Annotated in this window: 23 protein-coding genes; 7 read left to right on the forward strand and 16 right to left on the reverse strand. The window is 63.9% G+C overall.

The window, feature by feature from the left end:
- Nucleotides 1–103 precede the first annotated feature (103 nt).
- A complete protein-coding gene (locus tag CH302_RS29195; RefSeq protein ID WP_230596193.1) occupies nucleotides 104–937 on the forward strand; it encodes a FadR/GntR family transcriptional regulator in 834 nt (277 codons plus the stop codon).
- Between the two features lie 107 nt (nucleotides 938–1,044).
- Nucleotides 1,045–2,013 (forward strand): NAD-dependent epimerase/dehydratase family protein, encoded by a 969-nt coding sequence (locus CH302_RS29200; protein ID WP_037189091.1) that lies wholly within the window; start codon nucleotides 1,045–1,047, stop codon nucleotides 2,011–2,013.
- A gap of 82 nt (nucleotides 2,014–2,095) precedes the next feature.
- Here CH302_RS29200 and CH302_RS29205 read toward each other — a convergent pair whose 3' ends face one another.
- Genes CH302_RS29205 through CH302_RS29240 form a run of 8 tightly spaced genes read right to left on the reverse strand, consistent with a single transcriptional unit; the run spans nucleotide 2,096 to nucleotide 10,779 of the window.
- The gene (locus CH302_RS29205; protein WP_037189090.1) at nucleotides 2,096–3,118 is read right to left on the reverse strand and encodes a zinc-dependent alcohol dehydrogenase family protein; all 1,023 of its coding nucleotides are present in this window, start codon (nucleotides 3,116–3,118) and stop codon (nucleotides 2,096–2,098) included.
- A 54-nt stretch (nucleotides 3,119–3,172) separates the two neighbouring features.
- Entirely contained in the window at nucleotides 3,173–4,372 is a 1,200-nt protein-coding gene (locus tag CH302_RS29210; RefSeq protein ID WP_230596192.1) for a CoA transferase, read from the reverse strand.
- A gap of 8 nt (nucleotides 4,373–4,380) precedes the next feature.
- Nucleotides 4,381–5,871 (reverse strand): aldehyde dehydrogenase, encoded by a 1,491-nt coding sequence (locus tag CH302_RS29215; RefSeq protein ID WP_037189162.1) that lies wholly within the window; start codon nucleotides 5,869–5,871, stop codon nucleotides 4,381–4,383.
- Nucleotides 5,872–5,899: 28 nt separating this feature from the next.
- Nucleotides 5,900–7,069 carry an acyl-CoA dehydrogenase family protein gene (locus tag CH302_RS29220; RefSeq protein ID WP_037189087.1) on the reverse strand — a complete coding sequence of 390 codons (1,170 nt, stop codon included), beginning with the start codon at nucleotides 7,067–7,069 and terminating at the stop codon, nucleotides 5,900–5,902.
- On the reverse strand, nucleotides 7,066–7,845 hold the full coding sequence (locus tag CH302_RS29225) for an enoyl-CoA hydratase/isomerase family protein (RefSeq protein WP_037189086.1): 780 nt from the start codon (nucleotides 7,843–7,845) through the stop codon (nucleotides 7,066–7,068). The genes CH302_RS29220 and CH302_RS29225 overlap by 4 nt, the downstream gene beginning before the upstream one ends.
- A complete protein-coding gene (locus CH302_RS29230; protein ID WP_037189160.1) occupies nucleotides 7,833–9,038 on the reverse strand; it encodes a CaiB/BaiF CoA transferase family protein in 1,206 nt (401 codons plus the stop codon). The genes CH302_RS29225 and CH302_RS29230 overlap by 13 nt, the downstream gene beginning before the upstream one ends.
- 47 nt (nucleotides 9,039–9,085) lie before the next feature.
- Nucleotides 9,086–10,012, reverse strand: a complete 927-nt coding sequence (locus CH302_RS29235) for an acyl-CoA dehydrogenase family protein (protein ID WP_037189084.1) — start codon at nucleotides 10,010–10,012, stop codon at nucleotides 9,086–9,088.
- Nucleotides 10,009–10,779, reverse strand: a complete 771-nt coding sequence (locus tag CH302_RS29240; protein ID WP_037189083.1) for an enoyl-CoA hydratase-related protein — start codon at nucleotides 10,777–10,779, stop codon at nucleotides 10,009–10,011. The genes CH302_RS29235 and CH302_RS29240 overlap by 4 nt, the downstream gene beginning before the upstream one ends.
- 150 nt (nucleotides 10,780–10,929) lie before the next feature.
- On the opposite strand from CH302_RS29240, the gene CH302_RS29245 reads away from it, so the two are divergent.
- The 4 genes from CH302_RS29245 to CH302_RS29260 all read left to right on the forward strand — a co-directional run bounded on the left by CH302_RS29245 (nucleotide 10,930) and on the right by CH302_RS29260 (nucleotide 15,784).
- The gene (locus CH302_RS29245; RefSeq protein WP_037189081.1) at nucleotides 10,930–12,393 is read left to right on the forward strand and encodes a 3-hydroxyacyl-CoA dehydrogenase NAD-binding domain-containing protein; all 1,464 of its coding nucleotides are present in this window, start codon (nucleotides 10,930–10,932) and stop codon (nucleotides 12,391–12,393) included.
- Nucleotides 12,394–12,482: 89 nt separating this feature from the next.
- Complete coding sequence (locus tag CH302_RS29250; protein WP_082323554.1) at nucleotides 12,483–13,463, forward strand: alpha/beta hydrolase; 981 nt, start codon at nucleotides 12,483–12,485, stop codon at nucleotides 13,461–13,463.
- 34 nt (nucleotides 13,464–13,497) lie between these two features.
- Entirely contained in the window at nucleotides 13,498–14,688 is a 1,191-nt protein-coding gene (locus tag CH302_RS29255; RefSeq protein ID WP_037189079.1) for a serine hydrolase domain-containing protein, read from the forward strand.
- Nucleotides 14,689–14,728: 40 nt separating this feature from the next.
- A complete protein-coding gene (locus CH302_RS29260; RefSeq protein WP_052047449.1) occupies nucleotides 14,729–15,784 on the forward strand; it encodes a hypothetical protein in 1,056 nt (351 codons plus the stop codon).
- On the opposite strand, the gene CH302_RS29265 is transcribed toward CH302_RS29260, so the two are convergent.
- From CH302_RS29265 to CH302_RS29300, 8 genes are all read right to left on the reverse strand, one after another.
- Entirely contained in the window at nucleotides 15,772–16,557 is a 786-nt protein-coding gene (locus tag CH302_RS29265; RefSeq protein WP_037189078.1) for an enoyl-CoA hydratase/isomerase family protein, read from the reverse strand. The two genes, CH302_RS29260 and CH302_RS29265, sit on opposite strands and share 13 nt — an antisense overlap.
- Nucleotide 16,558: 1 nt before the next feature.
- Nucleotides 16,559–18,169, reverse strand: coding sequence for a class I adenylate-forming enzyme family protein (locus CH302_RS29270; protein WP_230596191.1), 1,611 nt, complete (start codon nucleotides 18,167–18,169; stop codon nucleotides 16,559–16,561).
- Nucleotides 18,170–18,171: 2 nt separating this feature from the next.
- Nucleotides 18,172–18,945, reverse strand: a complete 774-nt coding sequence (locus CH302_RS29275) for an SDR family oxidoreductase (protein WP_037189076.1) — start codon at nucleotides 18,943–18,945, stop codon at nucleotides 18,172–18,174.
- A gap of 63 nt (nucleotides 18,946–19,008) precedes the next feature.
- Nucleotides 19,009–19,776, reverse strand: coding sequence for an SDR family NAD(P)-dependent oxidoreductase (locus tag CH302_RS29280; protein ID WP_037189075.1), 768 nt, complete (start codon nucleotides 19,774–19,776; stop codon nucleotides 19,009–19,011).
- Nucleotides 19,777–19,874: 98 nt separating this feature from the next.
- Nucleotides 19,875–20,216, reverse strand: a complete 342-nt coding sequence (locus CH302_RS29285) for a carboxymuconolactone decarboxylase family protein (RefSeq protein ID WP_037189158.1) — start codon at nucleotides 20,214–20,216, stop codon at nucleotides 19,875–19,877.
- A 5-nt stretch (nucleotides 20,217–20,221) separates the two neighbouring features.
- Nucleotides 20,222–21,064, reverse strand: a complete 843-nt coding sequence (locus CH302_RS29290; RefSeq protein ID WP_230596190.1) for an aspartate/glutamate racemase family protein — start codon at nucleotides 21,062–21,064, stop codon at nucleotides 20,222–20,224.
- A gap of 1 nt (nucleotide 21,065) precedes the next feature.
- Nucleotides 21,066–22,277, reverse strand: coding sequence for an acetyl-CoA C-acetyltransferase (locus tag CH302_RS29295; protein ID WP_037189074.1), 1,212 nt, complete (start codon nucleotides 22,275–22,277; stop codon nucleotides 21,066–21,068).
- Between the two features lie 18 nt (nucleotides 22,278–22,295).
- On the reverse strand, nucleotides 22,296–23,039 hold the full coding sequence (locus CH302_RS29300) for an SDR family NAD(P)-dependent oxidoreductase (protein WP_037189073.1): 744 nt from the start codon (nucleotides 23,037–23,039) through the stop codon (nucleotides 22,296–22,298).
- Between the two features lie 62 nt (nucleotides 23,040–23,101).
- Here CH302_RS29300 and CH302_RS29305 point away from each other — a divergent pair, with 62 nt between their 5' ends.
- On the forward strand, nucleotides 23,102–24,292 hold the full coding sequence (locus CH302_RS29305; RefSeq protein ID WP_037189072.1) for an acyl-CoA dehydrogenase family protein: 1,191 nt from the start codon (nucleotides 23,102–23,104) through the stop codon (nucleotides 24,290–24,292).
- Nucleotides 24,293–24,360: the final 68 nt, after the last annotated feature.

Genomic DNA, 24,360 nt, shown 5'->3' on the forward strand with positions numbered 1-24,360 from the left:
ACTCAACCTTCACATATCGACAACGTGAACAGCTAGAATACTGTCAGATATTTATCGCGTTGAACATCCTTGATCACTGGACCGAAAGTGCGCAGTCGCACAAGTGAGCGTCGAGCGCCCAGAAACTCATTCGGTCGACAGCGTGGGAGACTGTAAGACCATTGATGTGTCAGCCGTCAACGCGAGCACTTATTCAACGCCGACTGGAGATCACATGCCTTCCACCCCAACCAGTTCTTTCAAAGCGCGTCAGGTAACTCGCCCCCGCGATCAGGTGGAAGAGCAGTTACGCGAGGCAATCCTCGACGGGCGCTTCAAACAGGGTGCCAAGCTCCCACCCGAGACAGAGCTCGCCCAGCTGTTCGGAGTCAGCCGCCCGACCGTCCGAGAAGCACTCGGCGCACTCGTCAGTTCAGGGCTCATCCGGAAGATCCCCGGAGTTGCCGGCGGCAGCTTCGTGAATACGGTGACACCACATTCGCTGAGTCAGATGCTCAGCGAATCCATGGACACCATTGTCCGCATCGGCGCGCTGGACATCGCCGAGATCACCGAGGTGCGGCGGCTCCTCGAGATCCCCGCCGCAGAGTGGGCCGCGCGCAACCGAACAGACGAAGACATAGTGAAGATTCGAAGTGTCATCGACCTGCAGAAGAACATCACGATCGACGATCCGGAGATCCCGGAGTACGACCTTCGCTTCCACACCGCGATCGGCTATGCATCGGGAAATCGGCTGCTCGCGGCCTTCATTTCGTCGGTGCACGACGCCACCCACCCCGCCCAGTTCCTGGACGTGACGCCCGAGGTCGCGAAAAAGACGGTTCGTCAGCACATCGCCATCGAGGCAGCGATCGAGGCTCGCGACCCGGAGAAGGCCGGAGCGGCCATGAGAGAACACCTGGACTTCGTGCTGCAGTACTCGCTCCCCTGCTGACGAACAAGCCGAGCCGCATGCCCATCCTTATTGTCAGACATTAAACTGACTGCTAGTTTTGGTGGACACTTCCTTTCTGGACTACATCCTGCGGCTGGAGATCACCCATGACGAACACTGCATTACAGCCGGACGGCGAGCCACTGAGAATTCTGGTCACCGGAGCAGCGGGCTTCGTCGGGTCTCATGTAGTGGAGCTTCTGGCTGCCGATTCGGACACAACCGTGATCGCTACCGACGCGGGCGGCGAGGCCATGCTGAAGGAATTGGACAGACTGGACGGTGTGACTGCGTATTCGGCAGATCTTCGAGATCCGTCCTCGATCACCTCGATGGTCCGCGACGTCGACGTGATCGTCCATCTCGCAGCTGTCCGGACGAAGGCATCGTCCTCGAACACCCGTGACGCGCACGAGGTCAACGTCGGATCCACCTACGACCTGCTGACCGCGGCGAGCGACTCCAGCGCGCGAAGGTTCGTTTTCGGGTCTTCGCACACCGTCTACGGCTCGTTTCCCGATGCCCACCGTGCCCCGTTCGCAGAAGACGAGCCGTGGCCCTGTTCCGGGGTCAACATGTACGCGGCCACCAAACTCGCGGGCGAGGCCTATTGCGAGGCGTTCGCATCGGCGGGTGGGCCCGACTATCTGGCGCTACGGCTGGGCACGATCTACGGCCCGCGCACCAGTCCGGGCTCGAACGGGTCGCTGATGACCGATCTCCTCGCGGCCGTTCGCGACGGCCGGACACCGACCATTCCGTGGGCCTCGACCGCTCAGCACGGGTTGATTCATGTTGCGGATGTCGCAGAAGCCGTCCGCCGCGCAATTTTTTCCGACGCGACGGGCATGGCGGTCAATGTCTCCGGCATCCCGCGCACGTCCGCGGAGATCTACGGAGCCCTGGCCGAAATGGCTGGAAGTGATCCCACCGCAATAGTTTTCGACGAGAACCGGACTCGGCACCAGCTGGTGAGCCAACGTCGGATGAAGGATGTGCTGGGCTTCACGCCGGAGGTCGAACTGAAGGACGGCCTGCGCAGCGTGATCGAGTGGTTCGACACGACACTCGTGTGAAACGAGATGCGACGCCGACCGTGTGACGGTCGTACGTCGTACGTCGTACGTCGTACGTCATACGTCGTTCGCTCGGCTGCCGTCAGAACAGGATTACGCCCTTGCCCGCGCGTTGCTTGTCGAACTCGGTATACGCCTCGGACACCTCGTCGAGCTTCCACCTATGAGTGAACAGCGCGTCGACCGGAAGGTTTTGCGCGACAATGAAGTCCGCGCACTCCTTCTGCCCCACCCAGGACATCGACCACGAGGTCATGACCGTCAACTGACGTCGCAGATACGGCAGCACGCCGATCCGGATCTCGGCGCCGACACCCACGAAACATGCACGGCCCCATCGCGCCAAGCTGTCGACGAGGTCGGCAGCGGCGATGGACGACCCGGACGTCTCGATCCCCAGTGGCACTCCGTCGGCACCTGCCACCTTCCGGACCGCCTCCGGTACCGGCCCGGCCGCCGGATCGATCGCAGCCACAGCGCCGAAGCTCAGTGCCTGCTCCCGCCTGGCGGCACTGAGGTCGACCGCGATGACGCGCGCACCCATGGCCGTCGCGAGCATCGTTGCGGACAACCCGACCGGCCCCTGCCCGAAGACGACCACCGTTCGTCCGCCGACGTCACCCACCCGGTCGAGAGCACCCCACGCGGTACCCGTTCCACACGAAATCGCCGCGCCTGCCTCGAAACTCAACGTGTCATCGAGTGGAACCAGGGTAGACGCAGGCACCTTGATGTACGGCGCGTGACCGCCATGGTCGTCGCTACCGAGCACGACGATCGGTGCGACGATACACATCTGAGACCACCCTGACCGGCAGTCCGAGCAGGCCCCACAGCCGATGTAGTGATGGATCATCACCCGGTCGCCGACCTTCGCGACGGTGTCCGAGACACCCTCGCCCACCGCGTGCACCACACCCGCGGGCTCGTGTCCGGCGATGCAGCGTCCTTCGCCATCGGTGGGCTCGGCCCGGTAGTAGTTGAGGTCGCTACCGCACAGTCCCGACGCCTTGGTGGCCACGACGACTTCGCCCTCACCCGGTGTGGGTTCCGGAAAGTCACGCAGTTCGACCTTCCTGTCGCCGAGGTATACCGCTCCTTGCATCACGTACTCCTGTCGTTCGCCATTGTCTCAACTTCGTTCATCGATCCGAGCGGGCTATCCGATGACACCGCGCTGGTGCAGGCCGGCCAACTCGGCACCCGACAGGCCAAGTGTGTCGGCAAGGACTTCGTCCGTGTTCGCCGACAAGCCTGGTGCTGCAGCAGATGTCGCATGCACGTCACCCCACCGCCACGGTGCCGCAGCGCTGAGCATGGTGCCGACGCCCGGTTGATCGATCTCGTGCACGATGCCGACCGAATCCGCGAGCGCGAGCTGCACTACCTCGCTCATATCGCGGTACGGACTCCACAGCGCTCTTGCCGCGTCGAGTGCCTGCTCTATTTCGGAGAAATCGCGCGCCATGAACCAGGGTCGGAGAACGGATTCGATCGTTTCTCGAAAGCGGAACCGCTCGCCTTCGTCGTCGAGGTCCGCACCGAACGTCTCCGCCAACGCCGAGAACACTGTCTCGGTGCCCGTGGCCCGCTGCACGGCATGCCACTGACCCGTCGTCAGCGCGACGACCATGACGCGACGACCGTCCGAGGTCTCGAAATCGACACCGAAGGTCCCGAACATGTGATTGCCCAGTCGTGCTCTGGCACTACCGGATTCGTGCGCCTCCGCCAACCACCCCATGTCCGCCACACCGGCGAGAGCCACGTCGGACAACGCCACGTCCACCTTGGACCCGTTCCCCGTCCGATCGCGATGGACCAGCGCCGCTGACACAGATGTCGCGGCGATCATCCCCGTCACGAGATCCCATGCGGGAAGCACGTGATTGACAGGTCCCACAGAGTGGCTCGGACCCGTCATCATCGGCACACCGATCTCGGCATTGATCGAATAATCGACCGCAGGCAATCCGCCCCTGCGTCCTTCGATGTGGACATGGATAGCGTCGGCACGGTGCTCGGCAAGCTGCTCGTAACGAATCCTGCTGCGGCCCACCATGTTGTCGACCAGAATTCCGCTTCCGGGACCGGGCGCGGTCACCAGTCCGACGAGGAGTTCGCGACCCTCGGGAGTCCGATGGTCGATGGTCACGGATCGCTTGCCACGGTTGAGGTTCGCCCAGAACAAGCTCGATCCGGTACGAGAGAGCGGCCACCGCCCGGCGTCACTACCGCCGGCCGGCGGATCCACTCTGATGACATCCGCCCCGAGCTGGGAGAGTGCAAGCCCGGCGGACGGACCGGCCACGAACGAGGACGCTTCGATGACGCGAACGCCTGCAAGCGGCCCCGTCACCTCACCGATCACGTTCTCGCCAGTGCCGGGTCAGCCGCGACGAGTGTGTCGGCAACCGCCGCCGACACACCTACAGCCTTGAGCTCGACATATGCTTCGAGTCCCTCCGGCCCGTTCTCCCGACCCAATCCACTGAGCTTGATCCCGCCCATCGGTGCGGAGAAACCGGCCGGACTGCCGTTCACCTCGACCGTGCCGGTATGCATGCGCCCGGCGACACGCAGGCCGCGCTGAACGTCCCCGGTGAACACCGCACCGTTGAGTCCGTAGTCCGAGTCGTTGGCCAACTCGATGGCGTGCGCCTCGTCGCGGTACGACAGCACCGACACCACGGGCCCGAAGATCTCTTCCCGCACGATCTTCATGTCGGGAGTGGCATCGACGAAGATGGTCGGCTCGACGAACCACCCGCGATCGAGGTCCTTCGGCCGACCACCGCCGAGCACGCAACGCGCACCCTCGGCCCGCCCGGCGGCGATGTAGCCCTCCACGACCGCGCGCTGACGCTCGGAGACCAGGGGTCCGATCTGGGTCTCGGGGTCCATCGGGTCACCGACGGGCATCGCCGACACCATCGCTACGAGACGGTCGGTGAACTCCTCCTGCTGCGACTCGTGCACGAGAATGCGAGTCTTGAGCGAGCACACCTGGCCGCTGTTGCGGAACGATCCCATGCGGAGCGCTTCGACAGCCTGGTCCAGGTCCGCGTCGGGAAGCACCACTGCGGCCGACTTGCCACCGAGTTCGAGAGTGACGCGGCGCAGGTCCTCGCCGCAGCGCGCAGCGATGCTTCGCCCCGCTGCCGGGGATCCGGTGAACGTCACCTTGTCCACCAGCGGATGCCCGACGAGATACGCACTCGCCTCTCGGCCTGCCGGCACGACGTTCAGCACTCCGGGTGGCAGACCGGCTTCGGTTGCCAACTCGGCCAACAGATACGCATCCAACGGCGTTTCCGGCGACGGCTTGAGCACCATCGTGCAGCCGGCGATGAGCGCGGGCACGAGTTTCTGCACGTTGATCGAGAGCGGCATGTTCCACGGAGACACGGCAGCAACGACGCCGACAGGGCTGCGAGTGACGAGAGCGTTCGCCAGCTCGGAACGTCGCAGCGAACGCCACGGGAACTCCGCTGCGATGTCGAGGGACGCGTCGATGACCTTGACCGGGTTGGCCGCCTGAATGGACCGAGATTGGGTGATGGGACAACCCATCTCGGTAGTGATCGTCGTGGCGAGGTCCTCTGCGTTGTCCAGGAACAGCTGCCTCAGCCGCTGCAGAATCTCGAGGCGGTCCTGCAGCGTGGTGCCGCGCCACTTACCGTCGTCGAAAGCACGGCGCGCAGCACGAACAGCGGTATCCATGTCGTCGACGGATCCTGCGGGTACTGTCCCGTAGACCTCGCCGGTTGTCGGCGAGATGAGTTCGGTCATTTCGGACGACGCAGGGGCGATCCACTCTCCGTCGACGAAAATCGTTTCGTACGTTGACTTCTGCATGTCCTTCAACTTCTGCATATCGAATGCCTCACGCGTCCGCGGTTGCACGTGTCGCGGTGAGACGGATGTCCCGCGCGACAAGCATGCTCTGAACCTGATTGGTGCCGTCGTAGATCTCGGCGATCTTCGCATCGCGCAGTAGCCGCTCGACACCGAGCGAGACCAGGTCGCCGTCCGGCCCCAGAAGCTCGACGCATCGCGCGGCGACCGTCGTTCCCAATGTCGTGCAGTGCATCTTGACCAACGACACTTCGGCGACGGGCTCGTCGACGCTCGAGTCCACCTGAGCGCACACGGACAGCAGCATCGCCCGCGCCGCCGTGATGTCGCCGCGCAACCGGGCGAGCTCGAACTGCAGGTCCTGCGCATGCAACGTCTTCGACGACAGCAGATCTCGATCCGCAGCCCAGGACACCACTGCGTCGAACGCTCCCTGCGCGAACCCCACGCCCTGCGCCGCTGCGCTGATCCGCGATCGAACGACGGAGCGCAGCAACAGCGGATAGCCGTCGCCTTCCTCGCCCATTCGAGCCGAGACCGGGATTCGGCAGTCCTGGAACGACAACGTCACCGTCGACGCGCCCTTCTGACCGAGCTTCTTCATGGGCGGACCCGGCACGAAGCCGTCGAGAGTCGCCGTGTCGAGCAGAAACGCTGTGATACCCGACTTTCCGAGGGCTGTGTTCACCGTGGCGAACAGAACGATCACGTCGGCGCGGTCACCGTTGGAAATGAACGTCTTCTCGCCGTTGACTACGTAGCTGTCCCCGTCTCGACGCGCAACCGTACGCATCGAACTGACATCGGATCCCGCGCCGGGTTCTGTGAGTGCGATGGATCCAATCGCAGTCGCTGCGCACAGTGCCGGGACCCAGCGCTCACTCTGCTCCCGTGTGCCCTGCAGATGAATCGGGTGAGCGGCGTGCATCTGCGTCATGTAGACGGTTGATGTCGCTCCGCACGCTGCCGAAATACGCAGCAGCGCTTCGGCGTAGGTGGAGGTGCTCGCTCCCGCGCCACCAAGCGACTTCTGCATCTGCAGAATGCCCAGGCCCGCTTCTGCCAACTCGGAGATCGCGGCGGCGGGGAATGTCCCCGTCGCGTCGATCGTCTGTGCTTCGGGAGCGATGGTGCGCGCGATGACCGAATCGACGATGTCGATGATGTCGTAGTCGATGCTGGCCCACGGTGTACTCATGTGTTCTCCTGGTGGAAGACGGGTGCGCGACGCTCTGCGAAGGATGTGATCCCTTCCTGCCCGTCGCGCGCAGCAATGGAGATGGCAGCGAGGGCCGCCTCATGATCGAGCGCTGCAGCACTGAACGCCGACCGCGCCGCATCGAGAATGTTCGCGACCCCGGTTCTGCTTCCCGACGCGATCAGCTCGGCCAGGCGTCGGGCCTCAGCGGTCGAATGCTCCGGCGGCGACGGAGGTACCGAGAGCAGACCGATCTGCCAGGCACGATCCGCGTCGACACGCTCCCCCCCGAGCATCATGAGAAGCGCCGCCGGTTTGCTCACGGACATGGCGAGCCGCTGGGTGCCGCCGAAACCCGGGATGCACCCGATGCGCGCCTCGGGGAGGCCGAATCGACTCCGATCGGACGCCACTACCAGGTGGCAGGACAACATCAACTCGAAACCGCCACCGAGCGCGAATCCGTCGACGTCGGCTATGACCGGGATCACCGAGTCGGCAATGGCTTTCATGGTTCGTTGACCGGCTCGAATGAACGCGTGCGCAGCTTCGACATCGAGCCCGCGGATCTCGTCGAGATCGGCACCGGCGCTGAAGGCTCTGTCCCCACTGCCACGAATGATGATGGCACCGAGGGAATTATCGTGTTGTGCGTCGGTGACTACGCCGAGAATCTCCCCTAGGACGGTGGAGTTGAGTGCGTTCAGTTGGCCCGGACGGGTGATCTCGATGGTCAGCACGCGTCCGGAACGCATGGTGTCGATCACGGAACCCATACGACCTCCTCGTTCGCCAACTGTGCGATCGCCGCATCGTCGAGTCCGATCTCGCTCAGCACAGCCCGGCCGTGTTCCCCGCGCAGAGGTGCCGGAATACGAGACTGCCGATCCTCCGGGTCGGACGCAAGCCGCCATGGCGTACCCACGCCGCGAAACGTACCGGCCACCGGGTGCTCGTAGGAGACGATGGCCCTGCGCGCTTCGACCTGTGGGTCGGAGACCACCTCCGACAATGAGTTGATCTGCGAGCACGGAACACCGACGGCCTGCAGTGTCTTCAGCGCGGCCTCGGACGGCATGGTCTCGAGTCGAGCTTGAAAATGTCCTACCACCTCGTCCCTCTTGGCGCGTCGATCGGCGTTGGTACGCAGATCTTCTCGTCGTCCCAATTCGTCCAACCCGAGCGCCGCGCACGCACGACGCCAGTGACCGTCGTTGCCGATGGCGACCACGATGGGACGGTCGGCTGTCTTCATGGACTGGTAGATGGCCACGACCGAGTCGCGCCCAGAGCACGGTGACGGCTCCGGCTCGCCGGCGAGGTAGCTCGCGATACGCGGTGACATGAATGCCAAATCGGCTTCGAGCAAAGCGATGTCGACGATCTCGCCCTCCCCGGTGCGTTGCTGCTTTACCAGGGCCGACGACACAGCGAACGCAGCGACCGTTCCCGCCGCGACGTCGGACAGGGCTGTGCTGACGCGTTGCGGTACGCCGTCCGCGCCCGTCACGCTCATGATTCCCGATCGGGCCTGTGCTATCAGGTCGTAGCCCGGCAATGCGGAATCGGGTCCGGTGAGACCGAAACCGGAGAATGCACAGATAATCAACTGCGGGAAAGCCTTTCGCAGAGTGTCTGGACTCAAGCCGTGCTTCTCGAGTTTGACAGGATTGATATTCTCGATGAAGACGTCGGCGGTCTCGAGCAGCTTGAACAGGACGTCGCGGCCGGCCTGTCCACGGATGTCGAGGCACATGCTTCGCTTGTTTCGGTTCACCGACAGGAACCAGGCGGCCTCACCGTTGAGGAAGGGAGGGCCCCATCCACGCGCGTCGTCTCCGCGTGTCGGTTCGATCTTGATGACGTCCGCACCCATGTCGGCGAGGTACATCGAGGTCGTCGGTGCAGCGTAGGACGACGAGATGTCGACTACCCGAACACCGGCCAACGGTCCACTCGCTGCGTTCATGTTCTTCTCCGGTTCTGTGTCTGTGTCGCTGTCACAGGAGGCAGCAGTCATGGCAGCACGGCTGCTCGAGGGCCCAAGCCGAGTTGGGCGACTCGTGCGATGTGGAAGCGTCGCCCACCTGCCCTCGACGCGATACCGATGGCATCGCGCAACAATCCGGCGATGGGGTACTCGTCGATGTACCCGTACCCACCGTGCGCCTGAACGGCATCGATGCATACTGCGACAGCGGCGCGGCCGGCGACGGCCGACACAGGTGACGAAGCGGCGCCGTCGAGGGCCAGCACCAGCAGTGCTTCGGTCTCCCTGACTCGAAGATCCATGTCGGCGACCAGGGCACGCAGGCCGACGAAAGACCCGATGGGGACGCCGAACTGGTGACGACCCATGACATAGGCCTGCGACTCGAGCACGGCTCGGCGTGCCGTTCCGACCAGCGCGGCCCCGGTGAACAGGTCCCACCGCGAGACGAGCTCGGAGGCGTCGGCGTCGGCGACGACAGAGCCGGAGGGAAAGGTCACCGAGACCAAATCTGCCTGCGCCAGACCGGATCGCTCGCTGCCAATTGTTCCGACCGAATCGAAAGGCGCTGCGAACACCGATCCGGACTCTGCGTCCCACACCACTGCTCGCTGCGGTTCGAGTGCTGCCGACACGACGGTCGCGGAGCCGGCAAAGGCCAGTCCGAACGACGAGCCGTCCGGTCCTGCGTCGCGGCCGACGTGGTCGGCGGCGTATCGGCCGGCGAGCACGAAGGCGAGTGACGGAGATGTCTGCGCGACCACGCGGACGGTATGAGCAAGCCAGTGCACGCCGTCCGCCTCGTCCGCGACATCGCGCGCGAGATCGAGGAGTCCGGTGCTGTCCAACGCTCCGCGTGAGGCGCTCACCGAGTCGGACGAGTCAGCCACGGACGACGCAACCTTCGTCGCGGTCGTCATGAACGCCTCCAACTCGGGGCTCAGGGCGGTCATCGGTTGAACTTCGATCGGTCGGGCTCACGGCGCTCTTCGAAGGACTCCGACATCTCGGTGGCCTCCTGAGTGCTGCGATATGCAGTGAGCAGGAGGTCGTGAGCCATGCGTGCCTGCCCGACCACACCGGTGTGCCGTCCGGAGAATGCAGCCTTGAGTGCGCTCAACGCGAAGGGGCCACGACGGCGAAGCGTCTGCGCCAGCTCGTGTGCATGTGCGACCGGATCGTCGGCGATGTCGTTGATCAAACCCATGTCCAGCGCCTGCTCAGCGGAGTACTTGCGGTTCAGGTACCACATTTCCTTTGCGCGCCGACGCCCGATCGTTTGTTCCAGGTACCACGTGCCGTATCCGGCGTCGAAGCTTCCGACCATCGGCCCGACCTGACGAAAGATCGAATGCGGCGCAGCGACGGTCAGATCGCAGACGACCTGAAGGACGTTGCCGCCACCGACGGCGAAGCCGTTGACAGCCGCTATCACGGGCTTGGGCATCGTGTCGATGAACTCGTACAGGTCGATCACCGGCATCACGCTCGAGTAGTCGAGTGAGCTGAGCTCTTCGTGCTCACCGCCGATGCAGAAGAACTTGTCGCCGGTCCCGGTCAGCACTGCCGCATCGATGGTGGGCGTCTCTCGCACCATGCGGAACGCGTCGAGCAACTCGCGTGCGGTGGTGAAACGCAGCTTGTTCGCGTTCTCGGGGCGGTTGATCGCAATGGTTGCCACCCCCTCGTCGACGGAGACGACAATGTCTTCGTAGGTCATAGCGGTACCACTTTCTGTTCCGGTCCAGAATATCGCTTTGTAAGACATTTAGTCTGATACTTTCTTTACAGCAACGTACATTGTCATACAGATAGAAGCAACAAGATTTGTCCGGCGCGCGGCCCCGCCAACAACTTCCGGGAGACACACATGACCACAGCATCCACCCCGATCTGCGTTGTGGGCGCAGGAACGATGGGGCGTGGGATCGCGCAGACCGCGCTCTCCGCGGGCCACTCGGTAACACTTGTGGATCCGCAGGAAGCACAGCTGAAGGCCGCGACCGACGACATCGGGACCCGGTTGGCGAAGCGGCAGCCTGCCATCGCGGCTTCCCTGGACAGTCTGCTGAACACCTGCACGTCGATGGACCTCGCTCCCCAGCATCCGAACACGGTGGTCATCGAGGCCGTCCTCGAGTCGCTCGACGTCAAGGCCGCGGTCTTCACCGCGGCTGCCGACCACTTCGGCCCTCAGTGCATCCTCGCGACGAACACCTCGTCGCTGTCCGTCTCCGAAATCGCCGCCCGCTCCCCACTCCCCAGCCGAGTCGTCGGCATGCACTTCTTCAATCCGGTGCCGGTGATGAAGCTGGTCGAGGTCGTCACCGGGCTGCAGACCGACCAGCAGGTTGCGGACGACATCGACACGCTGGCGGTTGCGTGGGGCAAGACGGTCGCGCGGGTCACCAACGCACCTGGCTTCATCGTCAACCGGGTCGCGCGCGGCTTCTACGGCGAACCTCTTCGGCTTCTGCAGGAATCCGTGGCCTCTCCCGCCACACTCGACGCGATCATCCGCGGCGCTGGCCAATTCAGGATGGGCCCGTTCGAGCTCATGGATCTCATCGGCAACGACGTCAATGCCGCCGTGACGAGGACCGTGTGGACGGCCTTCAATTTCGACCCCCGCTTCGAACCGTCGCGCATCCAGGACGAGCTCGTTGCGGCGGGCCGCTACGGACGCAAGCGTGGCCACGGCTTCTACTCCTATGCCGACGGTGCCACCGCGGACGCCCCCGCGCAGGTGGTGGCCGGGGCACTGCCCGGTGAGTCGATTCGACGAGGCGACAGCCCCGAACTCGACACTCTGGTGGAGCGAGCGCGCGTCGCGGTCACACGCGAGGAAACGGCACTGAGCGCGCGGGGCGAACTGGTACTCGACGGAACCGTAGTCGTGATCACGCGTGGCCGAACCGCGCGTTCCGAGTCGGCCGAGCGAGGCGGCGTACCCGTCGTCGTGCTCGACCGCTGCATCTCGGTGGCGTCCGCCACCGGTATCGCGATCGCATCCTCGCACCCCGAGGTGCTCTCGACCGTTGCGGCGATGCTCGAACGTGCAGGCATCGCCGCCCACCCCGTGTCCGATGTGCCGGGACTCGTGCTGGCTCGAACTTTGGCAGTCGTGGCGAACGAAGCGTGGGAGACCACCATGCACGGAGTGGCTACCCCCGACGACATCGATGTCGCCATGATGCTCGGCACGAACTACCCTGCCGGCCCGTTCGAATGGACGCGCGACTGGTCGCGGGCCGCAGTACTGGAACTGCTCGACGCGCTGTGGTCGAGCTACCACGACACCCGGTACCGAGCCAACCGCCTACTACGCGATTGACGGGAACCCGACATTCGGCGGTCTCGATTGCGAGGTTTGCGTCGCCCCGGCGGTTCACGGGAGGCGATTTCCAGACGATACTATGATCCATGACACAGTCGAGCGGAGCGTCGCGGCTTCCCCGACCCGAGATCGACGCCGAACTCCGGGCTGGGCTCGCCATCGTGGGTGGAGTCTTCCCGCCGACGATCACTCCTGACCTCATCGCCTTCATGCGGCGGTCGTACGCGTCGCCGCCCCTCCCCGACATCCTGCAGGGGCACCTCGTGGACCACCTCGAGCACGTGGTCCGCGGCCACCTCGGCGACGAGATCGTCGTATCGGTATTTCGCTCCCCCCGCCACGGCGGCCCGCGGCCGGTGATCCTATACGCCCATTCGGGAGGGCTCATGTTCGGCGACAGATTCAACGCGCTGGCACTGAACCTCGACTGGGTCGAACGCCTCGGTGCAGTCCTCGTGTCGCCGGAATACCGGTTGGCACCGGAGTTTCCGGACCCGTACGCACGCGAAGACCTGTTCTCGACACTGCGGTGGATCGTAGACAACGCATCGCCCCTTGGGGTGGACACCTCGCGCATCATGGTTGCCGGAGCCAGCGCCGGCGGCGGCCTCGCGGCTGGACTCGCTCTTGCTGCGCGCGACCGCGGCGGACCACGCCTGTGCGGTCAGTTGCTGATCTACCCCATGCTCGACGACCGCGGAACTGCCGTATCGACAAAGCAATTCGATGCCGTGGGCGTCTGGGACCGAGTGAGCAACGAGACCGGATGGCGCGCGGTGCTCGGCGAGCAGTACCGGACAGACGACGTCTCGCCCTACATCGCCCCGGCCCGCGCAACGGACCTCGCCGGCCTTCCACCTGCGTACATCGACGTCGGATCGGCCGAGATCTTCCGGGACGAGGCCGTCGACTATGCGACCTCCCTTTGGCACGCAGGAACCGACGCAGAGCTGCATGTGTGGAACGGCGGGTTCCACGCCTTCGACATCTTCGCTCCGCACACGACTCTCGCCCAGGGCATGATCCGCACCCGCAACGCGTGGGTCGAGAACCGCCTCGCCGATTGATTTTTCGCTCATCCCCGAGAAAAGGAGAATCAGCATGACCGCATCACAGGTCGACCGCTCGACCTTCGAATCCGCAATCGACCCTGTTCTGAACAACGCTCCCGCATCGGTACCGGGCGTCGTCGCCGGCGTCACCGACAGGAACGAGACGTTGTATCTGAAGGCTTCCGGGTACCGAGACGTCGGTGCGAAGAGCGAGATGACCACCGACAGTGTCTTCGCGATCTTCTCGACCACGAAGGCGTTGACCGGAGTTGCCGCGTTGCAGCTGCGAGAGCAGGGACTGCTCGACTTCGACGCGCCCGCAAAGGAATATGCGCCGGCACTGGGCGAGGTGCAAGTGTTGGACGGGTTCGACGACGAGGGCCGACCCGTACTCCGTGCACCCAAGCGTGACATCACGACGAAGCATCTGCTCCTGCACACCGCCGGGTTCGGGTACGACTTCTTCAACGAGAAATACAACCGCCTCGCGGTCGAGCACGGCCAGCCCAGCATCGTCACCTCGAGCCGTAAGGCCCTGCAGACTCCGTTGCTGTTCGATCCCGGCGAGCAGTGGGAGTACGGCAGCAACATCGACTGGGCGGGGCAAGTGATCGAGGGGATCACCGGCAAGAGGCTCGGCCAGGTGATGCAGGAACGCATCCTGGCGCCGCTCGGCATGAACGACACCGCGTTCACCCTGTCGGACCGCACCCGCGATCGCGTGGCGACCATGCACCAGCGGGAAGCCGACGGTGCACTGACCCCCACGGACTTTGCGCTCCCCGACCCCGAGGTGGATATGGGTGGACATGGCCTGTATTCGACTGTCGGTGACTATCTTTCGTTCATCAGGATGTGGCTGAACGACGGGGCGTCCGCCTCGGGCGAGCAGATCCTGCGGCCCGAGACGGTTGATTTCGCACTGCAGAATCACCTCGGTGATCTGAAAGTCAAGATGCTTCCCGGGGTTATCCCGTCGCTCAGCAACAATGCCGAATTCTTCCCCGGCATGCCCAAGTCCTGGAGCTACACGTTCATGATCAACGACGAAGACGCACCCACGGGCCGACCAGCCGGAAGCAACGCCTGGGCGGGACTTGCGAACCTGTACTACTGGATCGATCGGCGCAACGGAATCGGCGGGTACTGGGCCACCCAAATCTTCCCGTTCGCCGATGCGGGATCCGTCGGCGGGTATCTCGATTTCGAGAAGGCCACCTACAGCGCTCTCCATGGCTGACAATGGGTAGAACACGATAGAGAGCGGCGGAAGGGGCCGAATGCAGGAGCTACTCGGCAAGATCTCGGCACTCGACCCCGACGCGAGCCTCGGAATTCGTGTGATCGCCTGTTTCGACGAGCTCATCAGAGGAAACGTCAACAGTCGTGCGCTGCTCAGCACCGCAGCGTCGCTCGCAGGATGCCCCGCAGGGCTGCAGGTGGACGACCCTGCACGAACGATGCGCATGACACCCGGCGGTGAAGAGCTCGACGGTCCGGGACCCGGCACGGTGCTTTCCTACGAGCTTCCCGGTAACGCCGAGGTGTGGCTGGAACGGCAGGGCGCGCCCCACCCGAACGACGCCATCATCGTCGAGCGTTTGGCTCTGTCCATCGGTGTCAGGCTGGGCATGGAGCGCCGCGACCTCGAACCCCGTCGAGACCTGGGGACCGCCCTGGACGCGCCGCGAGACCCAATGGAGCGTCGAGCAGCAGCAGAACGACTTGGCCTGAGAACAGGACAGTCCTACCGCATCGTGGCTGCGCCGCTGTTCGCGGTGTGGCAATCCCATCCGTCCGGGGCCGGCGACGTGGTCAACACCGCGTACGGCGCGATCCACATCGTGGTCGTCGACGCGCACGCCGACCGCCTCGACGTTCGCCCTTCGGGTGCTGGAATCGCGGTGGGGATCGACGATCTGGACTTCTCGCTACGCACGGCGATGGTCGCTCTCCAACTGTGTGACGGGGACAAAGAACCGTTCGTCGACGCGGATCGATACACCGGGATCGTGGAGTTGCTCGCCGATTCCTCCGAACGCCGAGCGGGACCCGACGTGCGCGCGATCGCGGACGTGATGAACCACCCGTGGGCGCGGTCGACGCTCTCCTCGACGCGCCGTCGATCCGTCAGGCTGCCCGCCTTGCCGGGGTCCATCACAGCACCATGCAGTCTCGGGTCGATTGCGTGCAGGACATCATGTCCTTCGATCCGATGTCCGGTTACGGCGGAATTCGTCTTGGACTTGGGTATTTGCAGTACCGACTGGCCACATCACATGTCCTCGAGCTGCCGCCACCGATACATCACTCGGGCGGATGATCAGGCCGTGTAACGCTCCATGACCGCCAGAATTCCGGCCCGGACATCGGGGCGGGCGATCAGCGAGATATTTGCCGCCAGGCTTGCGCGAAGGGCCGTGTCGAGCTCGACCGTGGACCTCGTACGAACGATCTTCTTGACACTCGCGTACGTAGCCGACGGCCCTTTCGTCATCTCTCGGGCCACCTCGATGGCTCGGTCGGACAGAGCGTCGGGTTCGCATACCTCACTGACCATGCCCAGTGCGAGAGCCCGGTCGGCAGTGATGAACTCGCCCGTCGCAAGCATGCGCAGCGCGGCGGCCGGACCGATGAGAGACGGTAGGAGGTACGCACCGCCCGCTACCGGAACCATACCGAGATTGACGTAGCTCTCGGCAAATCGCGCCCTCGACGACGCAAGCCGCACGTCACAGGCGAGCCCGAAGTCCAGACCTCCTGCAGTTGCGGCCCCGTTGTATGCAGCGACTACCGGAACCGCTGCACCCCAAAGCAATCGAACGGTGTGCTGCACGGCAGGCATCCAGGTTGCGGCGAGGTACTCCATCAACCCATCCGGACCGTCGGCGTTGTAGACGTCGTACATCTCTCGAACGTCAGCGCCAGCGCAGAAGACCTTGCCGGTACCAGTGAGCACCACCGCAGACACCGAGTCGGACTCCGCGAGTTCTGCCACCGCTTCGCCCATGCGTCGCACGACGTCCGGGGTCACCGAATTTCCTCTGTCCGGCCGGTTCAGTCGGACAGTTCCGATTTCTTCTGCCACCGATACGACGATGTCCGTCACGTCATTTCTCCACTCTGGTCACGTTGGCCGGCACACCGCTCGGGTCCGCAACCCACGACTGCACGATCTTCTTGATGTCGCCTCGCGCGATCTTCGACTCTCCCGAGGCGCGTGGAATGGGATCCGGTGACACGAATATGTGACCAGGCCGCTTGAATCCGGCGAGGTTGTTCTTCAGCCACGCGTCGAGGTCGGCGCCGACGGACTCCCAGGGCTCGGACAGGTGCACGTATGCCGCCGGAGTCTCCCCCCACTTCGCGTCGGGAACACCGACCACCACGGCTTCGCGGACGGCTGCGTGCTTCTCGAAAGCCCGCTCGATCTCCACCGGTTGAATGTTCGTACCACCGGTGATGATCGTTTCGCTCGCGCGACCGACGATGTAGATGCGCCCCGACTCGTCGAGGTGACCGAGATCGGAAGTGCGCCACCACCCGTCGGGAAGCAACCGTTCGGCGTGCTCGTCCTCGGAGCCGAGCAGTGTGCTCGCGACGCTCGGTGTCCTGATCACCAGTTCGCCGTCGACACCCGGTTCAGGACTGTCGAGGACCACGCCGTCGGTGTAGACGGAGAACTCCACACCGGGAACCGGCCGCCCGATCGACGCCCAGAGTTCGCGCTGCTTCATGTCGGTCCGCGACAGCAGCGTCGTCGATGCGGGCGCTTCCGTCTGGCCCCAGCACTGAATCAACGCGTCGGTGTGTTCCCCCACCACCTCGAGCGCGGGCAGAGCCGCCGGCTCACCAGCGAGCATGAGGCAACTGAGCGACGACCCTCGCAGTGCGGCCAGTCCTGCGAGCGTGCTCATGCGTCGCAGCATCGTCGGGACCGCGAACATCCAGGTGATCCCTCGCCCGACGATCACATCGAGCATCTGCTCCGCATCGAAGCGGTCCATGAACACGTTGGTGCCGCCGCAGAGCAGGGTGGGCAGAACGCTCCAGCCACCGGCGTACACCAGCGGCGCAACTTGCAGCGTTCGCGGCCTGTCGACCGGTCCACTGCTGCTCATCACCCAGGTGTTCCCGAGGATCGCCGCACGAGCACCTCGATGAGAGATGGCTATCCCCTTGGGTTTTCCGGTGGAGCCGGAGCTGAAGCGAATGTGATAAAGGTCGTCGGGACCGGTCGCGGCCTGTACGGATGTCGGTGCGCCGCCTGCGACGATCCCGGCGAACATCAGCCATCCGTCCCGTGGCCCGATGTGCACTCGCAGGATGTCGGCGCCGTCGAGAACCTCGTCGAGTACGGCAGACGATGCGTCGTCGGCCACGACAAGACGAACGTCCGCCAATTCGATGCACCGACGGAGCTCGTTCGGAGCGAACCGATGATTGAGGGGAACTTTGACGAGTCCTGCTTTGAGCAAAGCGAATTCGAGCACCACGTACTCGACGTGGTTCTGCGCCACGTATGCGACGCGACTGCCCGGCGTCAGGCCGAGGCCTATAAAGGCGTTGGCCAAGCGGTTCGACGAGAGCACTAGTTCGGCGATGGTCAACCGATGCTGTCCGGCAATGTCTTCCGCAGCCACCTCGTGCCCGGGGCGACGTTGGATCTGACTCATCAACTGGACGACGGTCTGGGCGACCGCCGGTGACTGCGCACTCATCATCAACCTTGGCCGAAGCCGATTGGCATGGTCGCCAGTGACAGCCCGCCGTCGACCACGATGGTCTGGCCGTTGATGACAGCGCTCTGGGGAGAGCACAGGAACGCCATGACCTCGGCGACCTCGGCCGGTGTCGGGTACGCACCCGACGGGGTCTGCGCGAGCCACTGCTTCGCGTAATCGTCCCACGCGTCGCCTGCGTAGTAACGGAAGGAGTCGGTGTCGATCGGTCCTGGGCAGACTCCGATCGTGCTCACCCCGTTGGCGGCCAACTCGACCGCAAGGTACTTCACGATCGTCTCCATCGCAGCCTTGGCCGCGCCGAGGAGGCCGTGTCCCGGGAGGACGCGGAAGCTGTCCCAACCGCTGACAGCCATGACGCGACCGCCACGGTTCATGTGTGGCAGAGCCAGTCGAACCAGGTCGAGGAAGCCCTGCACCGTGATGCCCATGGTCTTCTCGATGTGACGTCCGTGAATGTCCATCAGCGGCTTGAACGCGCTGGCTGCGGCGTTGGCCACGACGACGTCGAGGGAGCCGAAGCGGTCGACCGCGTGTCCGATCATGGCCTCGACGGCGGCAGTGTCGGACACGTCCGCCTGCACAGCGAGTGCCTTTCCTCCCGCCGCTTCGATGGCATCGACGGTCTGGCTCGCGGCCTCGGTGTCGCGGCGGTAGTTGACGACGATGTTTGCGCCTTCACCGGCGAGACGCAACGCGAGTTGCTGCCCCATTCCGCGGGAACCGCCGGTGATCAGGACCGTTTTGTCACGCATGGGGTGAACGACCTCTCGGTGTCGGATTGGAGAAACTCGTGATCGGAATGGCAAGGCGGCGCGTCATGAGCCCATCGTCAATCCTCCGCCGACGCACAGGGTCTGCCCGGTGACGTAGCTGGCACCGTCGCCCGCGAGATATGCGATCGCAGCGGCGATTTCGGACGGCTCACCCGCTCGACGCATCGGCACGCCCCTCAGAATGCTGCCCAGCACCCCACCGTCCGCGCCGTCACCGGATACCAGACCTTGCTCCTCGAGCAGGGGGGTGGCGGTGATACCCGGTGCCACTGCGTTGACGCGGATCCCGAAGCGGGCCCACTCACGAGCGAGCGACTTGACCAACGCGATGATGCCGGCTTTGGCCGCCGAGTAGACGGCTTCGCCGGAGGTGCCGACCGTGCCTGCTTCGGACGAGGTCAGCACGATGCTTCCGCCGCTGTCCTTCATCACGCGACCCGCGGCCGCCGACAGGTAGATCGCCGACATCAGGTTCACGTCGATGATGCGACGCCAGTAGTCCGGAGACTCGTCGAGGAACTTCGTGATCGCCGTCCACCCGACGGTGGAGACGACAGTATCCAGATGCCCGACGGCCTCGACGGCGGCCGCGACCAGTGCGTCGCAGGCCTCCGGGTCGGTCGCGTTCCACGACTGTCCCAGGTCGATGATCCCGTCCACTTCGGCGGCGAGTGCTGCCACCGACTGCGCATTGAGATCCGCCGCGACGACGCGAACTCCCGCGCCCGCCAATTCGATGGCGCTCGCGCGTCCGATTCCGGATCCCGCTCCCATCACCAGCGCGGTGCGGGTGCCATTACGTTCTGTCATCGACGATTCTCCTGTAGAACTCGAATACGCTGGTCGGTCGTGGTCGCGGTCACACGCAAAAATATCATGATGCGTATTGTCTGACAATACTATTGCTGTTAATCAGCGAGTTCGTCGTGCGCCCACGACAGGGCCTCCACCACAGGTACGAGGCCGAGGCTCGTGCCGAGTTGGAGGATGACGATCTGTTCTATCTCCTCCAGCGTCGCGCCTGCATCCTTCGCGCGCGTGCAATGCACGCGGAAGCCTCCCTCGTTCCGCGTGACAGCAAAGCCCACCAGCAGACTGAACTCCCGCTGTTTCGGTTCGAGAGTGCCGTACGCGTCGGCGGCCACGCGCAGACCACGGAAGGCATCGGCAACGTCCGGCGCGGTTTCGCGAAGACGGTCCAGATTGGAGACGAACACATCCTGCTTGCTCAACGGGTAACGCACGTCCATCGAATTCACTCCTCTGTTCGTTGTGTGGCGGGGTCGGAACGGTCGATCGATCGCTTCAGGGCAGGCACGTTGTAGCCATCGGCGTATTCGGCGGCAGATTCCTGGATCGACGCTTGGGGTGCCCGCGCGTACAGCCTGCGGCGACTGACGAAAGTGCCTGCCTGCCGGTGTATTCGGACAGCCGACTCGACTGCGGTCACGAGCGAGACGGTTCCGTCGAGGAGCGGTGCACCGTCGACGTCGCGGATCCCCACTGCATTGAGGAACGCGGTCAGGCGACCACCCGCGGGGATGACCACCTCTGCCCCTTTGTCGAGGGACGCTCGCGCCGCCGCGACGAAGGAGTCGATCGCTTTCTGGCGCTTGCTGTCATCGGAGAAGCACGCATCGAGTTCGTGCGGAGTCAGGCCCATGCATTCGATGCTCGCGAGCCGGTCGCGCAATCCGTATCTGGCGACGTTCTCCTCGAAGCGACCGCCGAAGTAGGGATTGACTCCTACGAGCGAGAACTGACTGCCCATCATGCAGGCCGTCAACATCGAGGTCTCCCCGAGACCCAGCACCGGGATATCGACCATCGACCGTGCCTCGCGAAGCGCCGGATCGAGGATGTTGCCGATCGCCACCGCGTCGAAGCCGTCCTGTTCCGCAGCCACGACGGAGTCGAGGATCGACACCCAGTCGAGTACTTCGAAGAACCGAAAGCTGTCGATGCGACCGACCCGCGTGCCTCGGAGCTCGAACTCGACGTCCGGTGACTTCACCCCGTCGATATAGGTCCGCAGATACGGAAAGTAGTTGGGTGAGTATTTCTCCCGAGACATGCTCAGATACAGGATCTTTGCCACGTCAGACCACCCGCTCGAAGATCGCAGCCAGTCCTTGACCGCCGCCCATGCACATGGTCTCCATCCCGTATCGCGACTCACGTCGATCCATCTCCCGCAACAGGTTCGCGAGAATACGACCTCCCGTCGCTCCGATTGGGTGGCCGAGCGAGATGCCGGAGCCGTTGACATTGACGCGGTCCAAATCGGCGTTGCTCAATTCCCATCCGCGGAAGCAACCGATCACTTGAGCAGCAAAAGCCTCGTTCAATTCGATTAGATCGATGTCTTTCCAGGACAACGACGCCCGCTCGAGGGCCCGACGTGCCGCCGGAACAGGGCCGATACCCATCAGCTCGGGCTCAACGCCGGCCAGGGACCAGCTCACGAGCCGCGCCAACGGACGCAACCCGAGCTGCTCGGCCTTCCCTGGCGTCGTCACGATCGCTATTGCGGCCGCGTCGTTCTGACCGCTGGAGTTGCCGGCCGTGACCGACGCGCCGGGCAGGGTCGCTCCCATTATCGGTTTCAGCCGCGAGAGTGACTCGATTGTGGTGTCCGGGCGCGGATGCTCGTCTTGGGAGACGGTGAGTGGCTCACCTTTCCGACCCGGAACGACTACAGGGATCATCTCGTCCTCGAACAGCCCGGCGTCGATGGCCGCAGCAGCGCGCTGCTGCGACCGCAACGCCCACTCGTCCTGCTGTTCGCGCGTGACAAAGTACTTCGCTGCAACGTTCTCGGCGGTCTCGATCATTCCGCCCCGAACTGGGTACCGCCGCCCTCCAGAATTGCTACGCGGGCTCGCGAGCCGATCACGGAGATCGGGCAGACCGCCTGAGTTCCATCGGGCATTCGGCATGTAGTACTCCGCTTGACTCATACTCTCGGCACCGCCGGCCAGCACCAGATCAGAGCCCCCGGTAGCGACCTGCATGCATGCGTACAGCACAGCCTGGAGACCGGACCCGCAGCGCCGGTCTATCTGTAGACCTGGCACTGACACATCGAGACCGGCGTCGAGTGCTGCAATCCTGCCGATGGCGGCTGCCTCGCCGTTCGGGTAGCCCTGGCCGAAGATGACATCGTCGATATCCTTGGCAGTCAGACCAGTGCGATCGACCAGACCTTTCATCACCGTCGATGCGAGGGACGTCACCGGGACGTCCTTGAAGATGCCTCCGTAGCGGCCCACCGGCGTACGGATCGGCTCGCAGATCACTGCATCGGTCATGCTTGTTCCTTTCACTGTTCAGACGCTCGCTTCTCCGCCGTCAACCGCGATGGTCTGCCCGGTCAGAAAATTCGGTGCCGTGAGCGCCAGGTACGCCACGACGTTGGCGAGTTCGTCCGGCGTGCCCATGCGGTAGGCCGGAATGCGGCGCATGACCTTGGCCATGGCTGCGTCGTCGGCGCGGAGTTCGGCATTGATATCGGTTGCGAAGTAGCCAGGCGCAACGGCATTCATCTGCGCACCGAACCGCGCCCATTCCGCAGCGACGGACCGGGTGAAGTTGATGACGGCACCTTTGGACGCGCAGTACGCGGAATATCCAGGCCGGCCAAGCAACCCGAACACCGAAGCTACGTTCACCGCGCGACCGGAGCCAGCCAGAGCGAAACGTCGTCCGGCCTCACGACTGCACAGGAACATGCCGCGGACGTTGGTGTCGAAGATGCGGTCCCATTCGGCCTCGTCGAGATCGACAAGATTGACGCGGTTGGCGATACCCGCGTTGTTCACCAGCACGTCGATCCGGCCGAAGACTCTCTCTGCGTCCTCGAACAGTCCCGCCACGGAGTCGGAATCGGTCACATCCGTCACGCGCACCAGGGCGCGACCGCCCTGCGCTTCGATGGTGGACTTCACGCTTTCCAGCGGCTCGATCGATCTTCCGGCGAGGACAACCGGGGAGCCCTGACGCGCAACCTCCAGCGCTATCGCCTCACCGAGCCCTCGCCCAGCACCAGTAACGACTACTACCGAATTAGACATGCATGTAATATGTCTGACATCTAGTACCTTAGTCAAATGGATTCACAGAGGAGATACAGATCATGAGCCGACTCGCGCGAACAACGGGACTGACTGCAGAGCAGGACGAGATACTCGATGTCGTTCGACGCTTCGTCGAGAAGAAGATCATTCCCGTCGCAACCGAGTTGGAACATGCAGACGAGTATCCGACGGAAATCGTCGAGGGACTCAAGGACTTGGGAATTTTCGGACTCATGATCCCGGAGGAGTACGGCGGCCTCGGCGAGTCACTGCTGACCTATGCACTGGTGGTCGAAGAGATTGCCCGTGGCTGGATGAGCGTGTCAGGTGTCATCAACACCCACTTCATCGTGGCGTACATGTTGACTCAGCACGGCACCGAGGAACAGAAGCAGCGCTACCTGCCGCGGATGGCCACCGGCGAGGTTCGCGGCGCGTTCTCGATGTCCGAGCCCGGGCTCGGTTCGGACGTGGCGGCCATCTCCACCAAGGCCAAGCGGACGGCCGAGGGATACGAGATCACCGGGCAGAAGATGTGGCTGACCAACGGCGGCTCTTCGAATCTCGTTGCCGTGCTGTGCAAGACGGAAGACGGCTCCGACTCGGTCTACAGGAACATGACGACGTTCCTGGTGGAGAAGGAACCCGGATTCGGCGAGACCGCACAGGGCGTGACCATCCCCGGCAAGATCGACAAGATGGGCTACAAGGGCATCGACACCACCGAGATGATCCTCGATCACCATCGGGTGGACGAAACTCAGGTGCTGGGCGGCGACACCGGGAAGGGCTTCTATCAGATGATGGACGGCGTCGAGGTGGGACGCGTCAATGTGGGCGCGCGCGCAGTGGGAATCGCCAATCGCGCGTTCGAGTTGGGCGTCAAATACGCCCAGCAGCGCGAGACCTTCGGCAAACCGATCGCCCAACACCAGGCGATCTTGTTCCGCATCGCCGAGATGGCCACCAAGGTCGAGACCGCACACTCGATGGTGGTGCGTGCGGCTCGACTGAAAGATGCCGGAGAGCGGATGGACGTCGAAGCAGGAATGGCGAAGATGGTGGCCAGCGAATACTGCAATGAGGTCGTTCAGGCCTCGTTCCGCATTCACGGTGGCTACGGATACTCGAAGGAGTACGAGATCGAAAGGCTCTACCGCGAAGCGGCTTTCATGTTAATCGGTGAGGGCACGACGGACATCCAGAAGATCATCATCGGGCGCGCGATGCTCGCCGAGTACAAGATCTGACGCCGGTCGCGGCGGAACGATTGTGATCGTTCCGCCGTGCGGCTGGGTGAGCACATGCAGAACTGGAC

It is taken from the genome of Rhodococcus sp. 15-2388-1-1a (assembly GCF_002259145.1).
Lineage (GTDB): Bacteria > Actinomycetota > Actinomycetes > Mycobacteriales > Mycobacteriaceae > Rhodococcoides.

Bases quoted from the DNA above. Each gene is read 5' to 3' on its own strand.
- CH302_RS29200 (WP_037189091.1), top strand. From the start codon at position 1,045: ATGACGAACACTGCATTACAGCCGGACGGCGAGCCACTGAGAATTCTG.
- CH302_RS29205 (WP_037189090.1), bottom strand. From the start codon at position 3,118: ATGCAAGGAGCGGTATACCTCGGCGACAGGAAGGTCGAACTGCGTGAC.
- CH302_RS29215 (WP_037189162.1), bottom strand. From the start codon at position 5,871: ATGCAGAAGTCAACGTACGAAACGATTTTCGTCGACGGAGAGTGGATC.
- CH302_RS29220 (WP_037189087.1), bottom strand. From the start codon at position 7,069: ATGAGTACACCGTGGGCCAGCATCGACTACGACATCATCGACATCGTC.
- CH302_RS29225 (WP_037189086.1), bottom strand. From the start codon at position 7,845: ATGGGTTCCGTGATCGACACCATGCGTTCCGGACGCGTGCTGACCATC.
- CH302_RS29230 (WP_037189160.1), bottom strand. From the start codon at position 9,038: ATGAACGCAGCGAGTGGACCGTTGGCCGGTGTTCGGGTAGTCGACATC.
- CH302_RS29235 (WP_037189084.1), bottom strand. From the start codon at position 10,012: ATGACCGCCCTGAGCCCCGAGTTGGAGGCGTTCATGACGACCGCGACG.
- CH302_RS29240 (WP_037189083.1), bottom strand. From the start codon at position 10,779: ATGACCTACGAAGACATTGTCGTCTCCGTCGACGAGGGGGTGGCAACC.
- CH302_RS29245 (WP_037189081.1), top strand. From the start codon at position 10,930: ATGACCACAGCATCCACCCCGATCTGCGTTGTGGGCGCAGGAACGATG.
- CH302_RS29250 (WP_082323554.1), top strand. From the start codon at position 12,483: ATGACACAGTCGAGCGGAGCGTCGCGGCTTCCCCGACCCGAGATCGAC.
- CH302_RS29255 (WP_037189079.1), top strand. From the start codon at position 13,498: ATGACCGCATCACAGGTCGACCGCTCGACCTTCGAATCCGCAATCGAC.
- CH302_RS29260 (WP_052047449.1), top strand. From the start codon at position 14,729: ATGCAGGAGCTACTCGGCAAGATCTCGGCACTCGACCCCGACGCGAGC.
- CH302_RS29270 (WP_230596191.1), bottom strand. From the start codon at position 18,169: ATGAGTGCGCAGTCACCGGCGGTCGCCCAGACCGTCGTCCAGTTGATG.
- CH302_RS29275 (WP_037189076.1), bottom strand. From the start codon at position 18,945: ATGCGTGACAAAACGGTCCTGATCACCGGCGGTTCCCGCGGAATGGGG.
- CH302_RS29280 (WP_037189075.1), bottom strand. From the start codon at position 19,776: ATGACAGAACGTAATGGCACCCGCACCGCGCTGGTGATGGGAGCGGGA.
- CH302_RS29285 (WP_037189158.1), bottom strand. From the start codon at position 20,216: ATGGACGTGCGTTACCCGTTGAGCAAGCAGGATGTGTTCGTCTCCAAT.
- CH302_RS29295 (WP_037189074.1), bottom strand. From the start codon at position 22,277: ATGACCGATGCAGTGATCTGCGAGCCGATCCGTACGCCGGTGGGCCGC.
- CH302_RS29300 (WP_037189073.1), bottom strand. From the start codon at position 23,039: ATGTCTAATTCGGTAGTAGTCGTTACTGGTGCTGGGCGAGGGCTCGGT.
- CH302_RS29305 (WP_037189072.1), top strand. From the start codon at position 23,102: ATGAGCCGACTCGCGCGAACAACGGGACTGACTGCAGAGCAGGACGAG.